Origin of the sequence: Paraburkholderia sp. BR10882, assembly GCF_040948855.1 — a bacterium.
Classification (GTDB): Bacteria; Pseudomonadota; Gammaproteobacteria; order Burkholderiales; family Burkholderiaceae; genus Paraburkholderia; species Paraburkholderia nodosa_A.
The window spans coordinates 170,940-185,661 of record NZ_JBFPKP010000004.1; the positions used below are offsets into that span (position 1 = coordinate 170,940).

At 57.6% G+C, this 14,722-nt stretch carries 19 protein-coding genes; 14 read left to right on the forward strand and 5 right to left on the reverse strand.

What is annotated here, in order from left to right:
* Window positions 1–9 precede the first annotated feature (9 nt).
* The 13 genes from AB3X99_RS13065 to AB3X99_RS13125 all read left to right on the forward strand — a co-directional run bounded on the left by AB3X99_RS13065 (window position 10) and on the right by AB3X99_RS13125 (window position 8,791).
* Window positions 10–642, forward strand: a complete 633-nt coding sequence (locus tag AB3X99_RS13065) for an FMN-dependent NADH-azoreductase (protein WP_368617139.1) — start codon at window positions 10–12, stop codon at window positions 640–642.
* Window positions 643–657: 15 nt separating this feature from the next.
* The gene (locus AB3X99_RS13070) at window positions 658–942 is read left to right on the forward strand and encodes a DUF3331 domain-containing protein (protein WP_342923969.1); all 285 of its coding nucleotides are present in this window, start codon (window positions 658–660) and stop codon (window positions 940–942) included.
* Window positions 943–955: 13 nt separating this feature from the next.
* Window positions 956–1,666 (forward strand): SDR family NAD(P)-dependent oxidoreductase, encoded by a 711-nt coding sequence (locus AB3X99_RS13075; protein ID WP_368617140.1) that lies wholly within the window; start codon window positions 956–958, stop codon window positions 1,664–1,666.
* 118 nt (window positions 1,667–1,784) lie between these two features.
* Window positions 1,785–2,741, forward strand: a complete 957-nt coding sequence (locus AB3X99_RS13080) for an AraC family transcriptional regulator (protein ID WP_368617141.1) — start codon at window positions 1,785–1,787, stop codon at window positions 2,739–2,741.
* A gap of 451 nt (window positions 2,742–3,192) precedes the next feature.
* Window positions 3,193–3,810 carry a nitroreductase family protein gene (locus tag AB3X99_RS13085; protein WP_368617338.1) on the forward strand — a complete coding sequence of 206 codons (618 nt, stop codon included), beginning with the start codon at window positions 3,193–3,195 and terminating at the stop codon, window positions 3,808–3,810.
* A 188-nt stretch (window positions 3,811–3,998) separates the two neighbouring features.
* On the forward strand, window positions 3,999–4,544 hold the full coding sequence (locus tag AB3X99_RS13090; RefSeq protein ID WP_266233118.1) for a carboxymuconolactone decarboxylase family protein: 546 nt from the start codon (window positions 3,999–4,001) through the stop codon (window positions 4,542–4,544).
* A gap of 120 nt (window positions 4,545–4,664) precedes the next feature.
* The gene (locus AB3X99_RS13095) at window positions 4,665–5,360 is read left to right on the forward strand and encodes a glutathione S-transferase C-terminal domain-containing protein (protein WP_342923972.1); all 696 of its coding nucleotides are present in this window, start codon (window positions 4,665–4,667) and stop codon (window positions 5,358–5,360) included.
* 54 nt (window positions 5,361–5,414) lie between these two features.
* Window positions 5,415–5,834, forward strand: coding sequence for a cupin domain-containing protein (locus AB3X99_RS13100; RefSeq protein ID WP_342949712.1), 420 nt, complete (start codon window positions 5,415–5,417; stop codon window positions 5,832–5,834).
* Between the two features lie 88 nt (window positions 5,835–5,922).
* Window positions 5,923–6,393 carry a pyridoxamine 5'-phosphate oxidase family protein gene (locus AB3X99_RS13105; RefSeq protein ID WP_368617142.1) on the forward strand — a complete coding sequence of 157 codons (471 nt, stop codon included), beginning with the start codon at window positions 5,923–5,925 and terminating at the stop codon, window positions 6,391–6,393.
* Window positions 6,394–6,560: 167 nt separating this feature from the next.
* Window positions 6,561–7,010, forward strand: a complete 450-nt coding sequence (locus AB3X99_RS13110) for a GNAT family N-acetyltransferase (RefSeq protein WP_342949713.1) — start codon at window positions 6,561–6,563, stop codon at window positions 7,008–7,010.
* A 202-nt stretch (window positions 7,011–7,212) separates the two neighbouring features.
* Complete coding sequence (locus AB3X99_RS13115; protein ID WP_368617143.1) at window positions 7,213–7,716, forward strand: YkgB family protein; 504 nt, start codon at window positions 7,213–7,215, stop codon at window positions 7,714–7,716.
* 44 nt (window positions 7,717–7,760) lie between these two features.
* Window positions 7,761–8,237 carry a DUF3788 domain-containing protein gene (locus tag AB3X99_RS13120; RefSeq protein WP_368602212.1) on the forward strand — a complete coding sequence of 159 codons (477 nt, stop codon included), beginning with the start codon at window positions 7,761–7,763 and terminating at the stop codon, window positions 8,235–8,237.
* A gap of 248 nt (window positions 8,238–8,485) precedes the next feature.
* Complete coding sequence (locus AB3X99_RS13125) at window positions 8,486–8,791, forward strand: hypothetical protein (RefSeq protein ID WP_368617144.1); 306 nt, start codon at window positions 8,486–8,488, stop codon at window positions 8,789–8,791.
* 247 nt (window positions 8,792–9,038) lie between these two features.
* Here the strand turns inward: AB3X99_RS13125 and AB3X99_RS13130 are convergent, their stop codons facing one another.
* From AB3X99_RS13130 to AB3X99_RS13150, 5 genes are all read right to left on the reverse strand, one after another.
* A complete protein-coding gene (locus AB3X99_RS13130; RefSeq protein WP_368617145.1) occupies window positions 9,039–9,695 on the reverse strand; it encodes an iron-containing alcohol dehydrogenase in 657 nt (218 codons plus the stop codon).
* 16 nt (window positions 9,696–9,711) lie between these two features.
* Entirely contained in the window at window positions 9,712–10,149 is a 438-nt protein-coding gene (locus tag AB3X99_RS13135; protein ID WP_368602215.1) for an iron-containing alcohol dehydrogenase, read from the reverse strand.
* 48 nt (window positions 10,150–10,197) lie between these two features.
* Window positions 10,198–11,061: an SDR family NAD(P)-dependent oxidoreductase gene (locus tag AB3X99_RS13140; protein ID WP_368617146.1), complete on the reverse strand. Its 864-nt coding sequence runs from the start codon at window positions 11,059–11,061 to the stop codon at window positions 10,198–10,200.
* Window positions 11,062–11,716: 655 nt separating this feature from the next.
* Window positions 11,717–12,343: a tyrosine-type recombinase/integrase gene (locus AB3X99_RS13145; RefSeq protein WP_368617147.1), complete on the reverse strand. Its 627-nt coding sequence runs from the start codon at window positions 12,341–12,343 to the stop codon at window positions 11,717–11,719.
* Between the two features lie 274 nt (window positions 12,344–12,617).
* Window positions 12,618–13,232, reverse strand: a complete 615-nt coding sequence (locus tag AB3X99_RS13150; protein WP_368602218.1) for a TetR/AcrR family transcriptional regulator — start codon at window positions 13,230–13,232, stop codon at window positions 12,618–12,620.
* Window positions 13,233–13,359: 127 nt separating this feature from the next.
* On the opposite strand from AB3X99_RS13150, the gene AB3X99_RS13155 reads away from it, so the two are divergent.
* Window positions 13,360–14,334: an SDR family NAD(P)-dependent oxidoreductase gene (locus tag AB3X99_RS13155; RefSeq protein WP_368617148.1), complete on the forward strand. Its 975-nt coding sequence runs from the start codon at window positions 13,360–13,362 to the stop codon at window positions 14,332–14,334.
* Window positions 14,335–14,722: the final 388 nt, after the last annotated feature.

The following is a 14,722-nucleotide window of genomic DNA, read 5'->3' on the forward strand; positions in this document are numbered from 1 at the left end:
GAAAATTGTATGAATATTCTGCACATCGACTGCAGCCCTAGACTGGGATCGCATAGCCGAAAACTCTCGGCGGGAATCGTCGAAAAGATTCAAACGCTCTTGCCGGGCGTGGAGGTTCGCCGCCGGGACCTTGGGCTGGAGCCGATACCTCATCTCGGAGCCGCCTACGCCGACATACTCTCGACGCCTGCGACGTTGGCTGCTGCAGGAAGGACCGCTGGCGCTGTACTTTTCGCGGAGGAACTCATTCAGGAGGTCGAGGATTCCGATGTGATCGTCATCGGTACTCCGATGAATAACCTGACGGTTCCGTCCGTCCTGAAAGCGTGGATCGATCAGCTTATCCGCGTCGGACGCACGATGCAGTCGACGCCCGCTGGCAAGGCTGGAATGCTTCGGGACCGTCCGGTATTCGTCGGCATTGCCTCCGGCGGCGTGTTTACTGGCGAACGCGCCAACCAGCCGGATTTCCTCACGCCTTATCTTTCTGCCGTACTGGCTTGCATTGGCTTCACCACCATCCACTATTTGCCGCTGCAGGCAACTGCATTTCTCGATGAGGATCAATCCGCGCAACTTCGGGCTTCTCTGATAGCCACGATTGAGCCGCTTTTGACCACTCTCGCGTGCAGCCACGTTTGAGCGTGCGGATATCTCATGCCAAATCTGCCGACGCCTTCGCAAGTCTCCGTTGTGGAGAAACTGTCGTCGACGACGATTAGTGTCCGCTGGAGTGATCCCTGCATGGGACGTTACGAGAGCCAGATCTGGACTATTGGATCGGCACCAGCGGAAGCGGTCTGTGCGCTGTCCGGTAAGGCCATACACCGTGGCGACCCGATATTTCGCCCTCGTGTGAGTCGAACGCATAAACCAGTCAACCGCCATACGGTGATTCTGGCTTCCGCAGTAGGTTGTTTTTCTGAAGAACCATCATGTTAGGGGGCACTGGATCATGAGCGCATTGCGAAAGGTCGTGGTGGTAACCGGAGCATCGCAGGGAATTGGCGCCGCCATCGTTCAGGCGTTCCGCAAGCTCGATTACGCGGTCGTCGCGACGTCCCGCTCGATACAACCCTCTGTCGACAAAGACGTTCTGACGATAGCTGGCGACATTGGTGATCCTGCTGTGGCGCAGCAAGTCATCGCCGAAGGGGTCGCCCGATTTGGACGGATCGACACGCTTGTGAACAACGCCGGCATATATATCGGCAAGCCTTTCACAGAACATAGCGCGGCGGACTACGCAGCGGTGATGAATGTGAACATGGCGGGATTCTTTCACATCACGCAACTGGCGATTGCGGAGATGCAGAAGCATTCTCGCGGCCACGTAGTGAGCGTCACTGCGAGCGTCGCCGACATCGCGTACAGCGGAGTTTCTTCGTCACTAGCGGCATTGACGAAGGGCGGTCTCAACGCCGCAACGAAGTCGCTTGCCATTGAGTATGCAAGCACGGGAATCCGGGTGAATGCGGTGGCGCCAGGTTTGATCAGGTCGACTATGCACAAGCCAGAAGTCCATGACGATCTCGCCGCGCTGGTTCCACTCGGATTCATGGGCGAGGTGAGCGATATCGCCGACGCGATTGTGTTTCTTGATTCAGCGTCGTTCGTCACGGGAGAGGTGCTGCATGTCGACGGCGGGATGAGTGCTGGCCGATAGATTCGGTACTGCAGACGGCGTGGAACGAGAATCTCCGCTCGTTAAGATTTTCGGGCGCCAAAATGTGTGAGTTTTTGCCGTCACCTGATTTCCCCATGCTGAGCCCTTACGGAATTCTATGTCTCACCTCGACTGGTTAAGTCACCTGCTGCAATTGATCACCGTCACTGGCCGGCCTGAAGTCCGCTGCGCCTACGGAGCACCGTGGCGGGTCGAGTGGGATCAAGCGGCAATCCACGAAATCCCCTACCACGTGGTGCTCAGGGGCAAGGCAGTCATCGAGGATCCCGAGACGGGGATGGCAAAGGAACTGGTCGCTGGAGATATCGTCTTGTTACCCCACGGCTCGGCGCACATCCTGCACGACGGGAGTGGAATTCAGCCCGGACCTACTCGCGAGCGTCAGGGTCTCGCTGGGTGGACCTTTAGCGAGAATGACGGCGTTGGCGAGCATCTCGATATGTTATGCGGTCGTTTTTTTATTGAACCGCCGCATGACCGACTGATTCGCAATTATCTTCCGACAAATCTGGTGGTGCGGACTTCTAGTACCGACGATGAGTCGGGTGTCGAGTCCCTCTCGAACCCTCTCGCCAATTTTGTGAGGCTCATGCGTGATGAGTCTACAGGAGAAAAAGTGGGCGGCTACGCCGTCCTTAATTCGCTCAGTTCGGCGCTCTTCACCATCGTGCTGCGCGAGGCAAGTAAATCCGAGCAGGCCCCAACAGGCTTGTTGGCGCTGGCTGGCCACCCACGGTTGGCCCCCGCGATTTCGGCGATGTTCTCCGATCCCGCTCGCGGCTGGAACCTGCCCGAGCTGGCCGCCTTGTGCAATATGTCCCGCGCCACGTTCATGCGGCATTTCCAGGAAACGCTCGGATGCTCAGCGGTTGATTTGCTAACCGACATCCGCATGAGCCACGCTGCGAACGAGTTGAAGAAGCCGACGATGACCACAGAGGCCGTAGCCGAATCAGTTGGCTACCAATCTGTATCTTCATTCCGGCGTTTGTTCACAGAGAGGATGGGCATGACACCAGGTGAATGGCGTCGTCTCGCACGTCAGGGGCGATAGCCCCCGTAATTTGTCGCTCCCGGTTCTAACCAGCATCGGACACGATCCGGCGAGGTCGACGCGGAGCAGCCGCTCTTCGTCCGTGGGTCCTTCGATGCAATCTGGACAAGGGACTTCAATCGCGCCGGCGCGATGAACGCTACGGCGTCGCAAGATCGAGCGAACCGATGAGTCCTTGTGGAGTTTGATCCTTTTGGACACTTTATTGAGCATTTTCGCTCTCGAAATAGCCCTCGTGGGGCCTTAAAGTTGAAACACCTCACCACTTGACGGCAAACACGCAGTAGAGACTGCGACGTCACGGTGAAAGCGGCGACGGTGATCCGCAATCTGCACACGAAAGTGATTTTTTGCCGCGCGATCTCGTAAGAGGCGCTTCTGTACCCAGCAGGTCCCTCCACCCAAAGGAATCATCATGAACAGCGAAACCACCCTGAACAGCGGGACGACCATGACCAACGCAGTCATCGACTGTATCGTCAGCCGTAGCGCCACGAAGTATTACGACCCGTCGGCGACGTTGAGCGACGACCAGATCCGCGAGCTGGTGCGGATCTCCACCAGCGCACCGACGTCCTTTCATCTGCAGAACTGGCGCTTCATTGCGGTGCGCACGCCCGCAGCGAAGGCCAAGCTCCTTCCGCTTGCGTGGAGCCAGCCGGCTGTCGCTGACGCGGCAGTCACCTTCATCATCTGCGGACAGTTGGTCGACACTAGCGTGATTCCGGATCGCCTGGCTCCGCTGGTCGAAGCAGGCGTCATGCCGGCGACGATGGTGTCGGAGTGGGAGACCCCGGCACGCGAACTATATATGGCATATCCGCAGCGTCGTCGCGACGAAGCCGTACGCACGGCAACGTTCGGCGCGTCGGCAATGATCTACGCTGCCCGCTCGCTGGGTATGGGGTCCACGCCGATGATCGGCTTCGACGCTGAGGCGGTTCATCGCGAATTCGGCCTGGCCGATGACGAAGTGCCCGCGCTTCTGCTCGCTGTCGGTGCCGAGCGTCAAGGCAACTGGGCGCAAAAGCCGCGTCGTCCAGTGGACGAAGTGCTCGACCTCGTCTAAGCGTGTTGCTGGAGTGTTCACTACGTATAACGTCCAGCCAGCCGCGAAAAGGGTAGTCGTAGGCAAGATGATGCTCAACTGAAGTCCTGAACCGCTTCGACCCGCGCCCGGGCACGAAGCAATCCGAGAGAAGGGTTCAAGAATGAACCATTCTTGATAAGTAGTGCGAATTAACCAGAGATCCTATCATGACCCGTACCACCATTCTTACGCCGGAACAAGTACCCGCCGAATCTAAGGCAACGCTCGATGGCTTCGCCAAGAACATCGGCTTCACGCCGAACATGATGGCCGCGTTCGCGCAAAGCCCGATCGCGTTCAACGCCTGGGCCTACCTGCTCGGCTCCCTGAGCAAGGCGCTCGATGTGAAGACGCGCGACAGCATCGGCCTGGCAGTCTCCGAAGTGAACGGTTGCAACTACTGCCTGACGGTCCACAGTTTCACCGCTGAGCATCTGGCGAAACTGCCGGCGGAAGAAATCATCCTCGCGCGCAAAGGCCATGCCGCCGATCCGAAGCGCGATGCGGCTGTCCAGTTCGCGCGCAAGGTCATCGAAACCCGTGGGAAGGTGGGCGACGCCGACCTGAACGCAGTTCGCGAAGCGGGCTACACGGATGCAAACGTGATGGAAATCGTCGCACTGGTGGCCATGTATTCCCTGACGAATTTCTTCAATAACGTGTTCGATCCGGACATGGATTTCCCTGCTGTCACGCCGGCCGGTTCGATCTGAGCTCGAGACTGCGACGCCCATGACGTTGGTAACCCGAGAGCGACGTTCTTGGGGGCACCATTCGCGGGGACGGTCAGCCAGTTTCGTTAAATGGCTGGCCGTCCCCGATCAAGGAAAAAGATGACCCTTCAGCATCCAGTCTTCACGCGCTGGCCAGCGCAACACCCCGACCGGCTCCAGCTCTTTTCACTGCCGACTCCCAACGGCGTGAAGGTCAGCATCATGCTGGAGGAGACGGGCCTGGCGTACGAGGCCCATCGTATCGACATCCTGGCGAACGAAAACCAGGAACCTGCTTTCGTTTCTCTCAACCCGAACGGCAAGATTCCGGCGATCTTCGATCCAGACGGTCCCGGGAACCGCCCGATCGCATTGTTCGAATCAGGTGCGATCCTGCTCTATCTTGCCGACAAGACGGGGCAGTTCTTGTCCACGGACCCAGCGCTTCGCTTTGAGACGATCCAGTGGCTGATGTGGCAGATGGGTGGTGTCGGTCCCATGTTTGGACAGGTCGGCTTTTTCAACAAATTCGCCGGGAAAGCCTACGAAGACAAGCGCCCGCGCGACCGCTATGCGTCGGAAGCCGCGCGTTTGCTCGGCGTGCTCGACACTCGGCTTGCCGGACGCAACTGGGTGATGGGCGATGACTTCAGTATTGCCGACATTTCTCTGCTCGGGTGGGTTCGTAACTTGATTGGCTTTTACGAGGCGCGCGACCTTGTCGGCTTCGATCGCTTCACTCATGTCCAGCGTTGGTTCGATCGCGGTCTCGCACGCCCTGCTGTGCAGCGCGGCCTCGAGATGCCGTCAGCCTGAATCAGGCCGGGCAGTTAGCCGCATAGCCTCGCTGACACGCAGAAGGAAAAGACCATGAAGATACGGAACATCATCATTGCCAGCTTCGTTGCACTAGCTGCGATGGCCGCCGATTCCGCGGAAGCTCACGACGGTGACGGACAAACCGTCACGAAGAATTTCGACGCAGCGATCCCCAACGTCCCCGGCAAATCGGTGATTGTACTGGAAGTTACGTACGCGCCCGGCGCGGCATCTGTTCCTCACACCCACGCGAAATCCGCATTCATTTACGCGTACGTGATCGAGGGCGCTGTAGAGTCCAAGGTGAATGACGGCCCAACCCGCATCTATCGCGCGGGTGAGAGCTGGTCAGAACCGCCCGGCGCTATACATTCAATCAGCCGAAACGCGAGCAAAACTCAACCCGCGAAATTGCTTGCCGTGTTTGTCCTCGACACGGACGACAAAGCGCTAACCACGCCGCTCAGATAGCGGGAATTTTTCCGACAAACACGAATCCTGCGAGGCACTGGAGAGTTTTTTCTCAATGCGCAGGAAGTCCTTTCAGACGAGTGAATCCATGATTGAAATCACCGCAGACGCCGAAGCGATCATAAAAGGGGCAATACTGTCGTTCGTCGCGACGGTCAATGAGGATGGGACGCCGAATCTTTCGCCAAAGGCCTCCTTAACGGTCAGGAATGGCAAGCTCTACTTCGCCGATATCGCGTCGCCCGGGACGTTGAGGAATTTGAATGCCAACGCCGCCGTCGAGATCAACGTAGTCGACGTGTTCCTGAGGCGTGGTTACCGGTTCAGAGGAAAGGCGTTCATTTTGCCGCCTAACGGTGACGAATACTCAACGATCGCGGACTGGGTTCGTATAAGCAACGGGCCTGAATATCCTGTCGAACACGTTGTCAGGATTGATGTTACTTCGATGTCTTCATTGCTCTCCCCTGCGCACATCTTTGCCGAGCCGCCTCGCAGTCAAGATGAGATACAGAGTACGTACCGTCGGAAGTACGGTATGCGCTTAACCGGGGAATAGACTTTAAATGTCAACCTGCGGTTCGACCGAATCACGCCTTCGCGACCGGAGGAAAGAAATTGCCCATGAGACTGAAGTTAATTGTGAATGATCGTATTGCTTGATGCTGTGGTTTGGTCATGGTTGCGCTTCATCGCTTTACTGCCATAGGACTTCGGGATAACTCTATGCAATCAGTTGAGATCAAAGCCATCGAAAATAGCGATTTCGATATGTGGCTGCCACTTTGGGAAGGCTATCAGCGGTTTTACAAGGTTGATATACCGCACGCTGTGACGCGCAACACCTGGGAGCGCTTCCTCGACCCCAACGAACCGATGCACGCGGTGCTCGCCATGACATGCGGTCAACCTTGCGGCTTCGCGCACACGGTCTACCAAAGGTCGACCTGGACATCTGCCGACTACTGCTATCTGCAGGACCTGTTTGTTTCACCTGACGCACGTGGGCGTGGCATTGGTCGCGCACTGATCGAACATGTGTACGCGGCTGCGAAACTTCGAAAAGCTCCTCGGGTGCACTGGTTGACTCACGAAACGAACTATCCAGGCAGGCTCCTCTACGACGCCGTGGGAGAGCGCTCTGGCTTTATACAGTACCGGAAGGTGTTCAAGTGAATCTCACCTGTCCTGCCTTTACTTGGAGACTAGCGAGGCGTCGCGAGCTGGATGGAAATAACGGGTGGCGTCGGGTCGGATCTCCAGTGTGTCTAACGTTTCCGTGACTATTTCGGTCGAAGTTAGTCCCGGAGTCGCTATCGGAAAAGTAAAGCTGTGAATCGGTAAAAAACCCTTCAACATACTGAATCGGGAAATCAAAATGAGCATTCGTACAAGTCAGTTTCGCTTTCAAGTCGCAGAACGGAGCGTTGGGTCTCGAACTGGTCTTTTGTTGCTGAGGTGGGCGCTTGTCGTAATCTTTCTGTGGTTCGGAGCAATGAAATTCACCCACTATGAAGCGACTGGAATATCGCCGTTTATCGTGAATAGTCCTATCATGGGCTGGTTGAATTCTGCGTTCGGTGTTCAAGGGGCAAGTGATGTGATTGGTTTGCTAGAGCTGTCGACCGCAGTCGCTCTAATTATCGGATCGATTCAGCCCTTTTTCTCTGCGTTGGGCGCTGCGATGTCGGCCGCTACCTATCTGATCACGCTTACCTTCATGTTGAGCACCCCTGGCGTCGCCGAAGCGACTGCAGGTGGCTTTCCTGCGATTTCGGCGTTGCCCGGCCAGTTCCTGCTTAAAGACCTCGTCCTGCTGGCTGCATCGTTGACGCTCTTGCTGGGGTCGCTCCGGACTTCGCACGGCGACGCACGGCGGTGATTTGATGGAAAGTTAAATATCTGGATAAGCTGAGGAGATGAAGAATGGAAAGCAAAACCGCACGAAGCGCTGAGATAGGCGACAGAATTTCTGACAAATCCTCGCATCCGGATGAGCGTACTCTCCGCGACTGGTTGGGTCCGGAGGCGTTCGAACATTGGGGCGAACTGCGAAGCTGGATCGACGAGTTTTACCCCAATGTTTTCACGCCGGATTGGATATATGGCGGCAAGAAGCGTGGTTGGGCACTGCGCTACAAGGAGAACAGGGCGTTTTGCAGTCTGTTTCCGGCATACAGGCTGTTGTCCGTATTGGTCGTCTTGGGCCGGGCCGAACGAGAGAAGTTTGAAGAAAGGCGTTATTTCTGGAGTCCGCCGCTGGTCAAACAGTACGACGAATCCCGGACTTATCATGACGGGAAATGGATGACAATTCCAATCCTGTCGGTGGATGACCGAGTTGAGGTGACAGATCTCATGAGGATGAAACGCCCCACGCTTACACCTTTTCGCGGGTTGTAGCCCGGTATCACATGGGCGGTGGCTGCATTGTTGCGCACCGCCTGTTTGCGCTTTCGCTCCGCACCTCATATAAATTTCTGCGGGCCATCCGTGGCTGACCGGCACGCAAAGGTCACGCGGATACCTGCGTAAAAATCACCAAGGTGCACGTAAATCTGGGCTCCGGCTGAGTTGGGCTAAACCGTCGCGAGCGTTTTCTCCCGTCGTCGATTAGGAAAGGCGATACGCCAGAACTTGAGATACCTACAATGCCCCAGAAGCTTGTTTCCAACCCCGGAGCCAACAGCCAAACTCGCATATACAGCTTCCCATGCGGAGAGGTTCTCGTCGATATTCGCTATGGGGATGGTGTCACCAGACTGAGTGACCTTGACGACATCCAGACGCGTGGTGAAATCAGAATCGTGGTTCTTGATTCCATTGAGCGCGTCGACGAGCGACTGCGCGCACAGCTTGGAAAGCTCAATGATGGAGATGCACTTATCGTATTCGTGGCGAACGAAGAGATGAGTTCGGCAGCTGCCAATACGCTAAAAATCAGTGCTCGTGGGTAAGTGGTGGGGCGCCTTAGGCTTTGATAGCCGGATTGAGTTGCAAAGACTCGGATGTAGCGGCGCTGTGGAACGGGGTGTCAGCACTCTGATGTTTTCCACAGCGACTCCGTACCATGCGAGCGCTATTTGCCGCGAGCGGCGCGGGGGGCACACAAAAATAAGGCGCTGACCCACTGCGGCAAGCGCAGGCCGGAGGAGGCGCAGCTGGTGTGCGCCTTTGGCCAGCAGGTGAGGATGTGAACAGGCGCTAGTGTCTCGCCGCCCGCATCCGCGTCGTCGTCGCGTCGACCGCGAGTATCGAATCACTCACGAGGGCCACGGAAACATCGACGGGACACGCGTGGGTAGATTCTCCTTCAGCGAGCGATGCCTCGGCGATCCGGTTCGCGTAGTACCGCAGGTCGCCGGTCAGCCCTAGTTCGGCGAGTGTCGTAGGAAGCCCGACCTGTTCGCAGAACCGGATCATCTCCTCGATTTCCTGGATCGGGCGATTTTCTAGCATGAGCAGGCATAGCGTCCAGAACGCGACGTTCTCGCCGTGCAGCATGCCGTGGGTTTCGCTTAGGGCAGTCAGTCCACCATGCATGCCGTGTGCTGCGGAGCATCCGCAGTTCTTGAAGCCGATACTGCTGAGCAGCGCATTAGCTTCGATGACGTTTTCGACTGCCGTGGTACAGAGACCGGCTTCGACCGCCTGCTTTGCCTTCAGACCGTCTCGGATCAGCACATCGTGGCAGGCTCGCGCAGTGGCAATACCAGCAGCTGTCCGAGGGAACCCTCCCGCGACGTAGTTGTTCGTTCGCGACTCCAGGTTCGAACGTGCCTCGAACCAAGTCGATAGCGCATCGCCGATTCCTGCGACGAGAAAGCGTACTGGCGCACTCGCCACAATGCTGGTGTCCACTACGACCAGATCGGGATTACGAGGCAAGCCGCGCGGACCCCTCGTATACGCCCTCAGACGTATAGCGGACGGCGACAGCGCTACACGGTGCGTCCGTTGACGCAATCGTCGGAACGATGACGGTCCGCGCGTTGGCTTCGAATGCCGCAATCTTGACGGTGTCTGCTGTCTTTCCCCCGCCGACGCCCACGAGAATCTGGCTCTCCTTGCCTCTGGCGATTGCGGCCACGCGCGCGATTTCAGCCAGAGTACATTCGCCGTCGAACTTCTCCAGATGTACCGACAGCTTGGCACCTTCGAGATCGCGCTGTAGTGAACTGCCGAAGCGGTCGAACAGAAACGGATCGATCAGAACGAGCACGTTGCGGCCCAACGGTGCAACGTGCTGTGAAAGGTACGAGATCTCACCCGCGCGCTGGATATATTTTCCGGGCCCGGCATAAGCGCTGGTCATGCTGGGTGTCTCCTTTGTATTTGATATGGCAGCGTCAAAAAGAATCGGCTAACCTTGAACCGAATATCCACCGTCTACCGGAATGACCGCGCCAGTCACGAAGTCGCATTCGCTTGAACAGAGCGCCACTGCAATGCCGGCAAGGTCCTCGGGCTTGCCCCAGCGCCCCTGAGGCGTGCGGCTCAAGATGCCCGCTTCGAGGTCAGGGAAAAGCCGTTTCGCCTCGGCGGTCAGATCGGTTTCGATCCAGCCAGGCAGCAACGTGTTGACCTGAATGTTATGAGGTGCCCATTCAACAGCCCACGCTTTGCCGAGCTGCACGATTCCGCCCTTGCTGGCCGCATAGGCCGAACCGTAGGTCGTGCCGAACAGGGAGAGCATCGAGCCGATATTGATAATCTTGCCGCCACCTGCGCGCGTGAGCGCACCATAAATAGCCTGAGCGCAGAAATGCGCGCCGCTCAGGTTCGTATCGACAATCTGGTGCCATTCCTCGGCGCCTAGCTCGTGCCCTTGCTTGCGGATATTCATGCCAGCGTTGTTCACAAGGATATTTAGACACCCGAAATGCTGCTCGGCCTGCTCGATTGCCTTGGTGCACTCGCCATGATTCGTGATGTCGGCTTGAATGAAATGGCCGTTTGCACTACCGCCTGACAGCGATTCAATTGCAGCACGGCCCTTCCATCGATCGCGACCAATCAGCACAACACGCGCACCAGCCGCAACCACGCCGCGCGCGATGCCGAGCCCAATGCCGCTCGCTCCACCCGTAATGACCGCCACCTTTCCTGAAAGGTCGAACATTGTTGTCTCCTTTTTAAGTTTGAGATACGAACCGGGAATGAGGATAGCCGAGCAGGATTCGGTACGGTGCAGGGAGCTTGCACGACATTTTTCGTCGGCGAGCATTCATAAAACGCATGCTTGGCGACGTGCAAACTTGCGATTGAATCGCCTCGGGAGTTCCGGGGACTGTTTTGCTCGAGTCATGCTACGGAGGCAGACCCATTGAATTTCGCATAATCGGCTTTTGCCTCGTCAGGCGTATCGTTCCCGACCGGTCCGAATGCGCGGCGATGCAACGATGAATGTCGTAACGCTCTACGGATATTTCGTGGCGCCGATTTGCGAACCCGGCATTGTGTTGCCGAGCGAGTGTCTACCGCAGATCGTGGCCGACGACTCTTCGCGTGCGTATGTTCGCTGCCGCTTCGCCCGCTCACCACGGAAGACTAGTGAGAGTGAGCAGTCCGGTACGAACTCGCCGTGCGCTTCATGAGCAACTCGTGCTTTCCGATCGGACGAGTGTCGGGCATGTCGGGCCTTGTGGGATATGCGCATCAGGGGACGTTCACGAACTGGTTCGTCGTCGGGCGTTTCGGCATGACGCCGCGCGCCTGGCGCAATAACCGCATGGGATGGTTGTGCTGATCATCAGGTAATTTTTTGGGAAGCGGTAGCAAGTGTCCGTTACTTGGGCCGGTGCCGCCGTTAGAATGTCCGCGCCGAACCGACGCCCAGTGTCTGTTCATGGCCGGCAAGCGTCCTCTCGCCGGCCGTCGCGTTAGACCTCTGTTTGCTCTGCCATTTCGAGAGCGTCGTCGACCTCAATGCCGAGGTATCTCACGGTGCTCTCGAGCTTGGTATGACCAAGCAACAAATGCACTGCCCGAAGGTTCTTCGTCCGCCGGTAAATCAACGAAACTTTCGTGCGACGCATGGTGTGCGTGCCATAGGCGGTATCGTCGAGCCCGATGGAGGCGATCCATCGATGGACAGTCCGGGCATATTGTCGCGTTGAAATATGTGGCGATGCATGCAGCCGACTCGGGAACAAGTAGTCGGTGGGCTTCAATCTGCGGGCCGCCATCCAGGCTTCAATGCTTTGACGAGTCTGCTCCGTGATTTCGAACTGAACCGGTCGCTGCGTCTTCTGCTGCATGACCATTGCCCGTGATCCGACGTGAGAGCCCTGACAGATATCCTGCACAAGTAGCCGCGTCAGATCACATGCCCGAAGTTTGCTATCAATCGCGAGATTGAACATTGCCAATTCGCGGGTGTTCGCAGACATCTGGAGCCGGGTTCGAATCGCCCATATTTCCGGAAGCTTCAAAGGCGGTTTCTGTCCGGTGAGCTTGCCTTTGTTCCACGGCACTCGGATGCCTACGGCGCCTTTCTGCGTCTCCATGACGATCTCCTTCCAAGGTTGAAGGGAGATCCAGTGTGCGCGTCGTGCCGGTGGACGCTGACCGACCCACTGCACCCGGTCGTGCAGTCGCGGCCCAAGGGCAGCTTGCGGAGCTGTCCGGTCATCCAGACCACCGTTTAGAGACAGCAGTTCAGCCGGGCCTTCTGGCGCTCGCCGCCGTATGTTGACAGCTATTCAACGTTCTGGACCGGCTGCCCATCAGGCGATCGAGCTGAGCGGCAGTTACCAGTTTTTTAAGGTTTCCGATAACCCGTCAGGCGCGCCTAGGCAGGAGCACTAGGTCCGTCGCTTCCTCAGCATCTTTGAGGAGCATCTTGCGCGGCGCGCCCATCTGCGCACGCATGGTTAGCCCACGCGCTAAATCTGTGACTTGGGTTGCGCGCGCGGCGACGGGAAAGTCAGGTGGGATTTCTCCGGCACTGATCCCGTCCTGAAAACGACGTTCCACCAGCGCCGTCCCGCCCGCGACCGCACTCTGCAGGAATTGCTGAACCTCAGCGTCGTTTACGAGCGGGGCGACGCATATCATAAGGCAGCCCCGGGCAGACCCTTTCTCGGTCGCACTTTCGACGGCGTACCTCAGAAAGCCCAAGATCGAGTCGCGAAGACCCTGTGGTGAGAGGAGTGCCTTCGCGGCTGATGCGCCCTTCCGTTCTGCGTACGCCTTAAGGACGCGCAAGAATATCGCCCGCTTGTCCCCAAAGACGGCATACAGACTCGGTCGTCCCACACCCATCCCGGTGACGAGATCGTCAATCGTCACTCCGTCGTAGCCCTTCGACCAGAACACCTGAATCGCCTTTTCCAGCGCCCCCGTTTCGTCGAAGCTGCGCGGTCGACCTACTGGCCTAGCGGTATTTTGAATCATTTAGTTCAAAACTCCTTGACAGTTCCCTTCACACCAATTTATAACCGAATAGTTCTAAATTATCAAACTGATGTTGGCCTTGCTGGGCCTTATGACTCGACCATCACCCTTTAACACGGAGACGCCCATGGAACATTCAATCGCGCTCGTCACCGGCACCACTTCAGGGGTCGGTTATGAGGCAGCCCGCTTGCTCGCCACCAACGGCTACCGCCAAGTCTTCATCACCGGGCGCAGCTTGGCCCGGGTTCAAGAAACCGCCGCTCAGCTCGCGGCTCAGACCAGGAAACAGGTATTTTCGCCGCTGGAGCTGGAGCTGGACGAGCCGACCAGCGTTCAATCCGCCCTCGCCGAGCTGGAAAAGCGAGGTCAGCCGATTCATTTTCTACTGCTAAATGCCGGAATGGTCCCAGGTAAGCAGCGGGTGATCACTGCGGCGGGCGTCGAGGCTTCTCAGGCTCCGCTCATCGGCCATCACCAATTGACTGTCGGGTTGCTCCGCGCCAACCTGCTGAGCCCCAATGCGCGGATCGTTATCGCCGGCGCGGAACCCGCCCGAGGGGGCGTACCCATGTTCAAGTACACCGACGTGGACGCACTCGCCGCCAAATACCACCAGGGCGACCTGACCGCTGCTATGGAATCCCTGCTGCGCAACGGTCCTAACGTGAAGTATGTACCCAACAATGCGTATGCCGACGCGAAGCTCATTGTTGCTTGGTGGGCTGCTGCGCTCGCGCGTCGGCTGCCCTCCGGCATGGCCGTGTTCGCTGTCTCGCCCGGTGCGGCGACCGCCACCAATGTGGGGCGAAACGCTGGCTGGGCGGTGAAATATCTGATGATCCCAATCGTGAACCTCATTCCCGGCATGAATCAGACGCCGGAGACTGCGGCCCGTCGGTACCTTCAGGCGTCGGAGTTTGGAACCGACGTCTCAGGGCAATTCTTCGCGTCGGCTAAAGGGAAATTCACTGGCCCAATTCAGGCGCAGCGCCAGCCGCACCTCCTCGATGGCGCTAATCAAGAAGCCGCGTGGCAGGCGGTTGCCAATGTCTCTGGCGTCAACTGGTCGTACGCGGAATCCTTACGCGCGGTGTCCTGAAGGCGCGCCGGTCGCGACGAAATGGTCGCAGTTGCCAGAATCAGCGGGCGATTGGGTAGTTACATGATCGCCCACGGGCAATACGGTATTTTTGAATCTAGTAGTGCAAAGTAGCTAAGTATCGGCAAAGTAGTAACCGTGACCCTCTCAAGGGAAACACATATGAACCGGTACCAAGATAAAGAGGTGGTGATTATCGGCGGCACGAGCGGCAAGGGGCTCGCGACAGTGAAGATGCTCCTCGACGGCTGGTGGCAAGCCGTAGCAGCCGTTCGAGTGTCCGCGCGCGTACGTCGGCGCGTGTCGGAAACTGGCCGCCTACGGCCTAACCCATATGCTGCCCGCAAGCTACCCTCAACCGTCACTCGACCCAGTGACGCTTTGATTG

What these genes read in the sequence shown, in the direction of transcription:
- AB3X99_RS13065 (WP_368617139.1), top strand. Translation starts at nt 10, where the DNA reads ATGAATATTCTGCACATCGACTGCAGCCCTAGACTGGGATCGCATAGC.
- AB3X99_RS13070 (WP_342923969.1), top strand. Translation starts at nt 658, where the DNA reads ATGCCAAATCTGCCGACGCCTTCGCAAGTCTCCGTTGTGGAGAAACTG.
- AB3X99_RS13075 (WP_368617140.1), top strand. Translation starts at nt 956, where the DNA reads ATGAGCGCATTGCGAAAGGTCGTGGTGGTAACCGGAGCATCGCAGGGA.
- AB3X99_RS13080 (WP_368617141.1), top strand. Translation starts at nt 1,785, where the DNA reads ATGTCTCACCTCGACTGGTTAAGTCACCTGCTGCAATTGATCACCGTC.
- AB3X99_RS13085 (WP_368617338.1), top strand. Translation starts at nt 3,193, where the DNA reads ATGACCAACGCAGTCATCGACTGTATCGTCAGCCGTAGCGCCACGAAG.
- AB3X99_RS13090 (WP_266233118.1), top strand. Translation starts at nt 3,999, where the DNA reads ATGACCCGTACCACCATTCTTACGCCGGAACAAGTACCCGCCGAATCT.
- AB3X99_RS13095 (WP_342923972.1), top strand. Translation starts at nt 4,665, where the DNA reads ATGACCCTTCAGCATCCAGTCTTCACGCGCTGGCCAGCGCAACACCCC.
- AB3X99_RS13100 (WP_342949712.1), top strand. Translation starts at nt 5,415, where the DNA reads ATGAAGATACGGAACATCATCATTGCCAGCTTCGTTGCACTAGCTGCG.
- AB3X99_RS13105 (WP_368617142.1), top strand. Translation starts at nt 5,923, where the DNA reads ATGATTGAAATCACCGCAGACGCCGAAGCGATCATAAAAGGGGCAATA.
- AB3X99_RS13110 (WP_342949713.1), top strand. Translation starts at nt 6,561, where the DNA reads ATGCAATCAGTTGAGATCAAAGCCATCGAAAATAGCGATTTCGATATG.
- AB3X99_RS13115 (WP_368617143.1), top strand. Translation starts at nt 7,213, where the DNA reads ATGAGCATTCGTACAAGTCAGTTTCGCTTTCAAGTCGCAGAACGGAGC.
- AB3X99_RS13120 (WP_368602212.1), top strand. Translation starts at nt 7,761, where the DNA reads ATGGAAAGCAAAACCGCACGAAGCGCTGAGATAGGCGACAGAATTTCT.
- AB3X99_RS13125 (WP_368617144.1), top strand. Translation starts at nt 8,486, where the DNA reads ATGCCCCAGAAGCTTGTTTCCAACCCCGGAGCCAACAGCCAAACTCGC.
- AB3X99_RS13135 (WP_368602215.1), bottom strand. Translation starts at nt 10,149, where the DNA reads ATGACCAGCGCTTATGCCGGGCCCGGAAAATATATCCAGCGCGCGGGT.
- AB3X99_RS13140 (WP_368617146.1), bottom strand. Translation starts at nt 11,061, where the DNA reads ATGCTCGCCGACGAAAAATGTCGTGCAAGCTCCCTGCACCGTACCGAA.
- AB3X99_RS13145 (WP_368617147.1), bottom strand. Translation starts at nt 12,343, where the DNA reads ATGGAGACGCAGAAAGGCGCCGTAGGCATCCGAGTGCCGTGGAACAAA.
- AB3X99_RS13150 (WP_368602218.1), bottom strand. Translation starts at nt 13,232, where the DNA reads ATGATTCAAAATACCGCTAGGCCAGTAGGTCGACCGCGCAGCTTCGAC.
- AB3X99_RS13155 (WP_368617148.1), top strand. Translation starts at nt 13,360, where the DNA reads ATGGAACATTCAATCGCGCTCGTCACCGGCACCACTTCAGGGGTCGGT.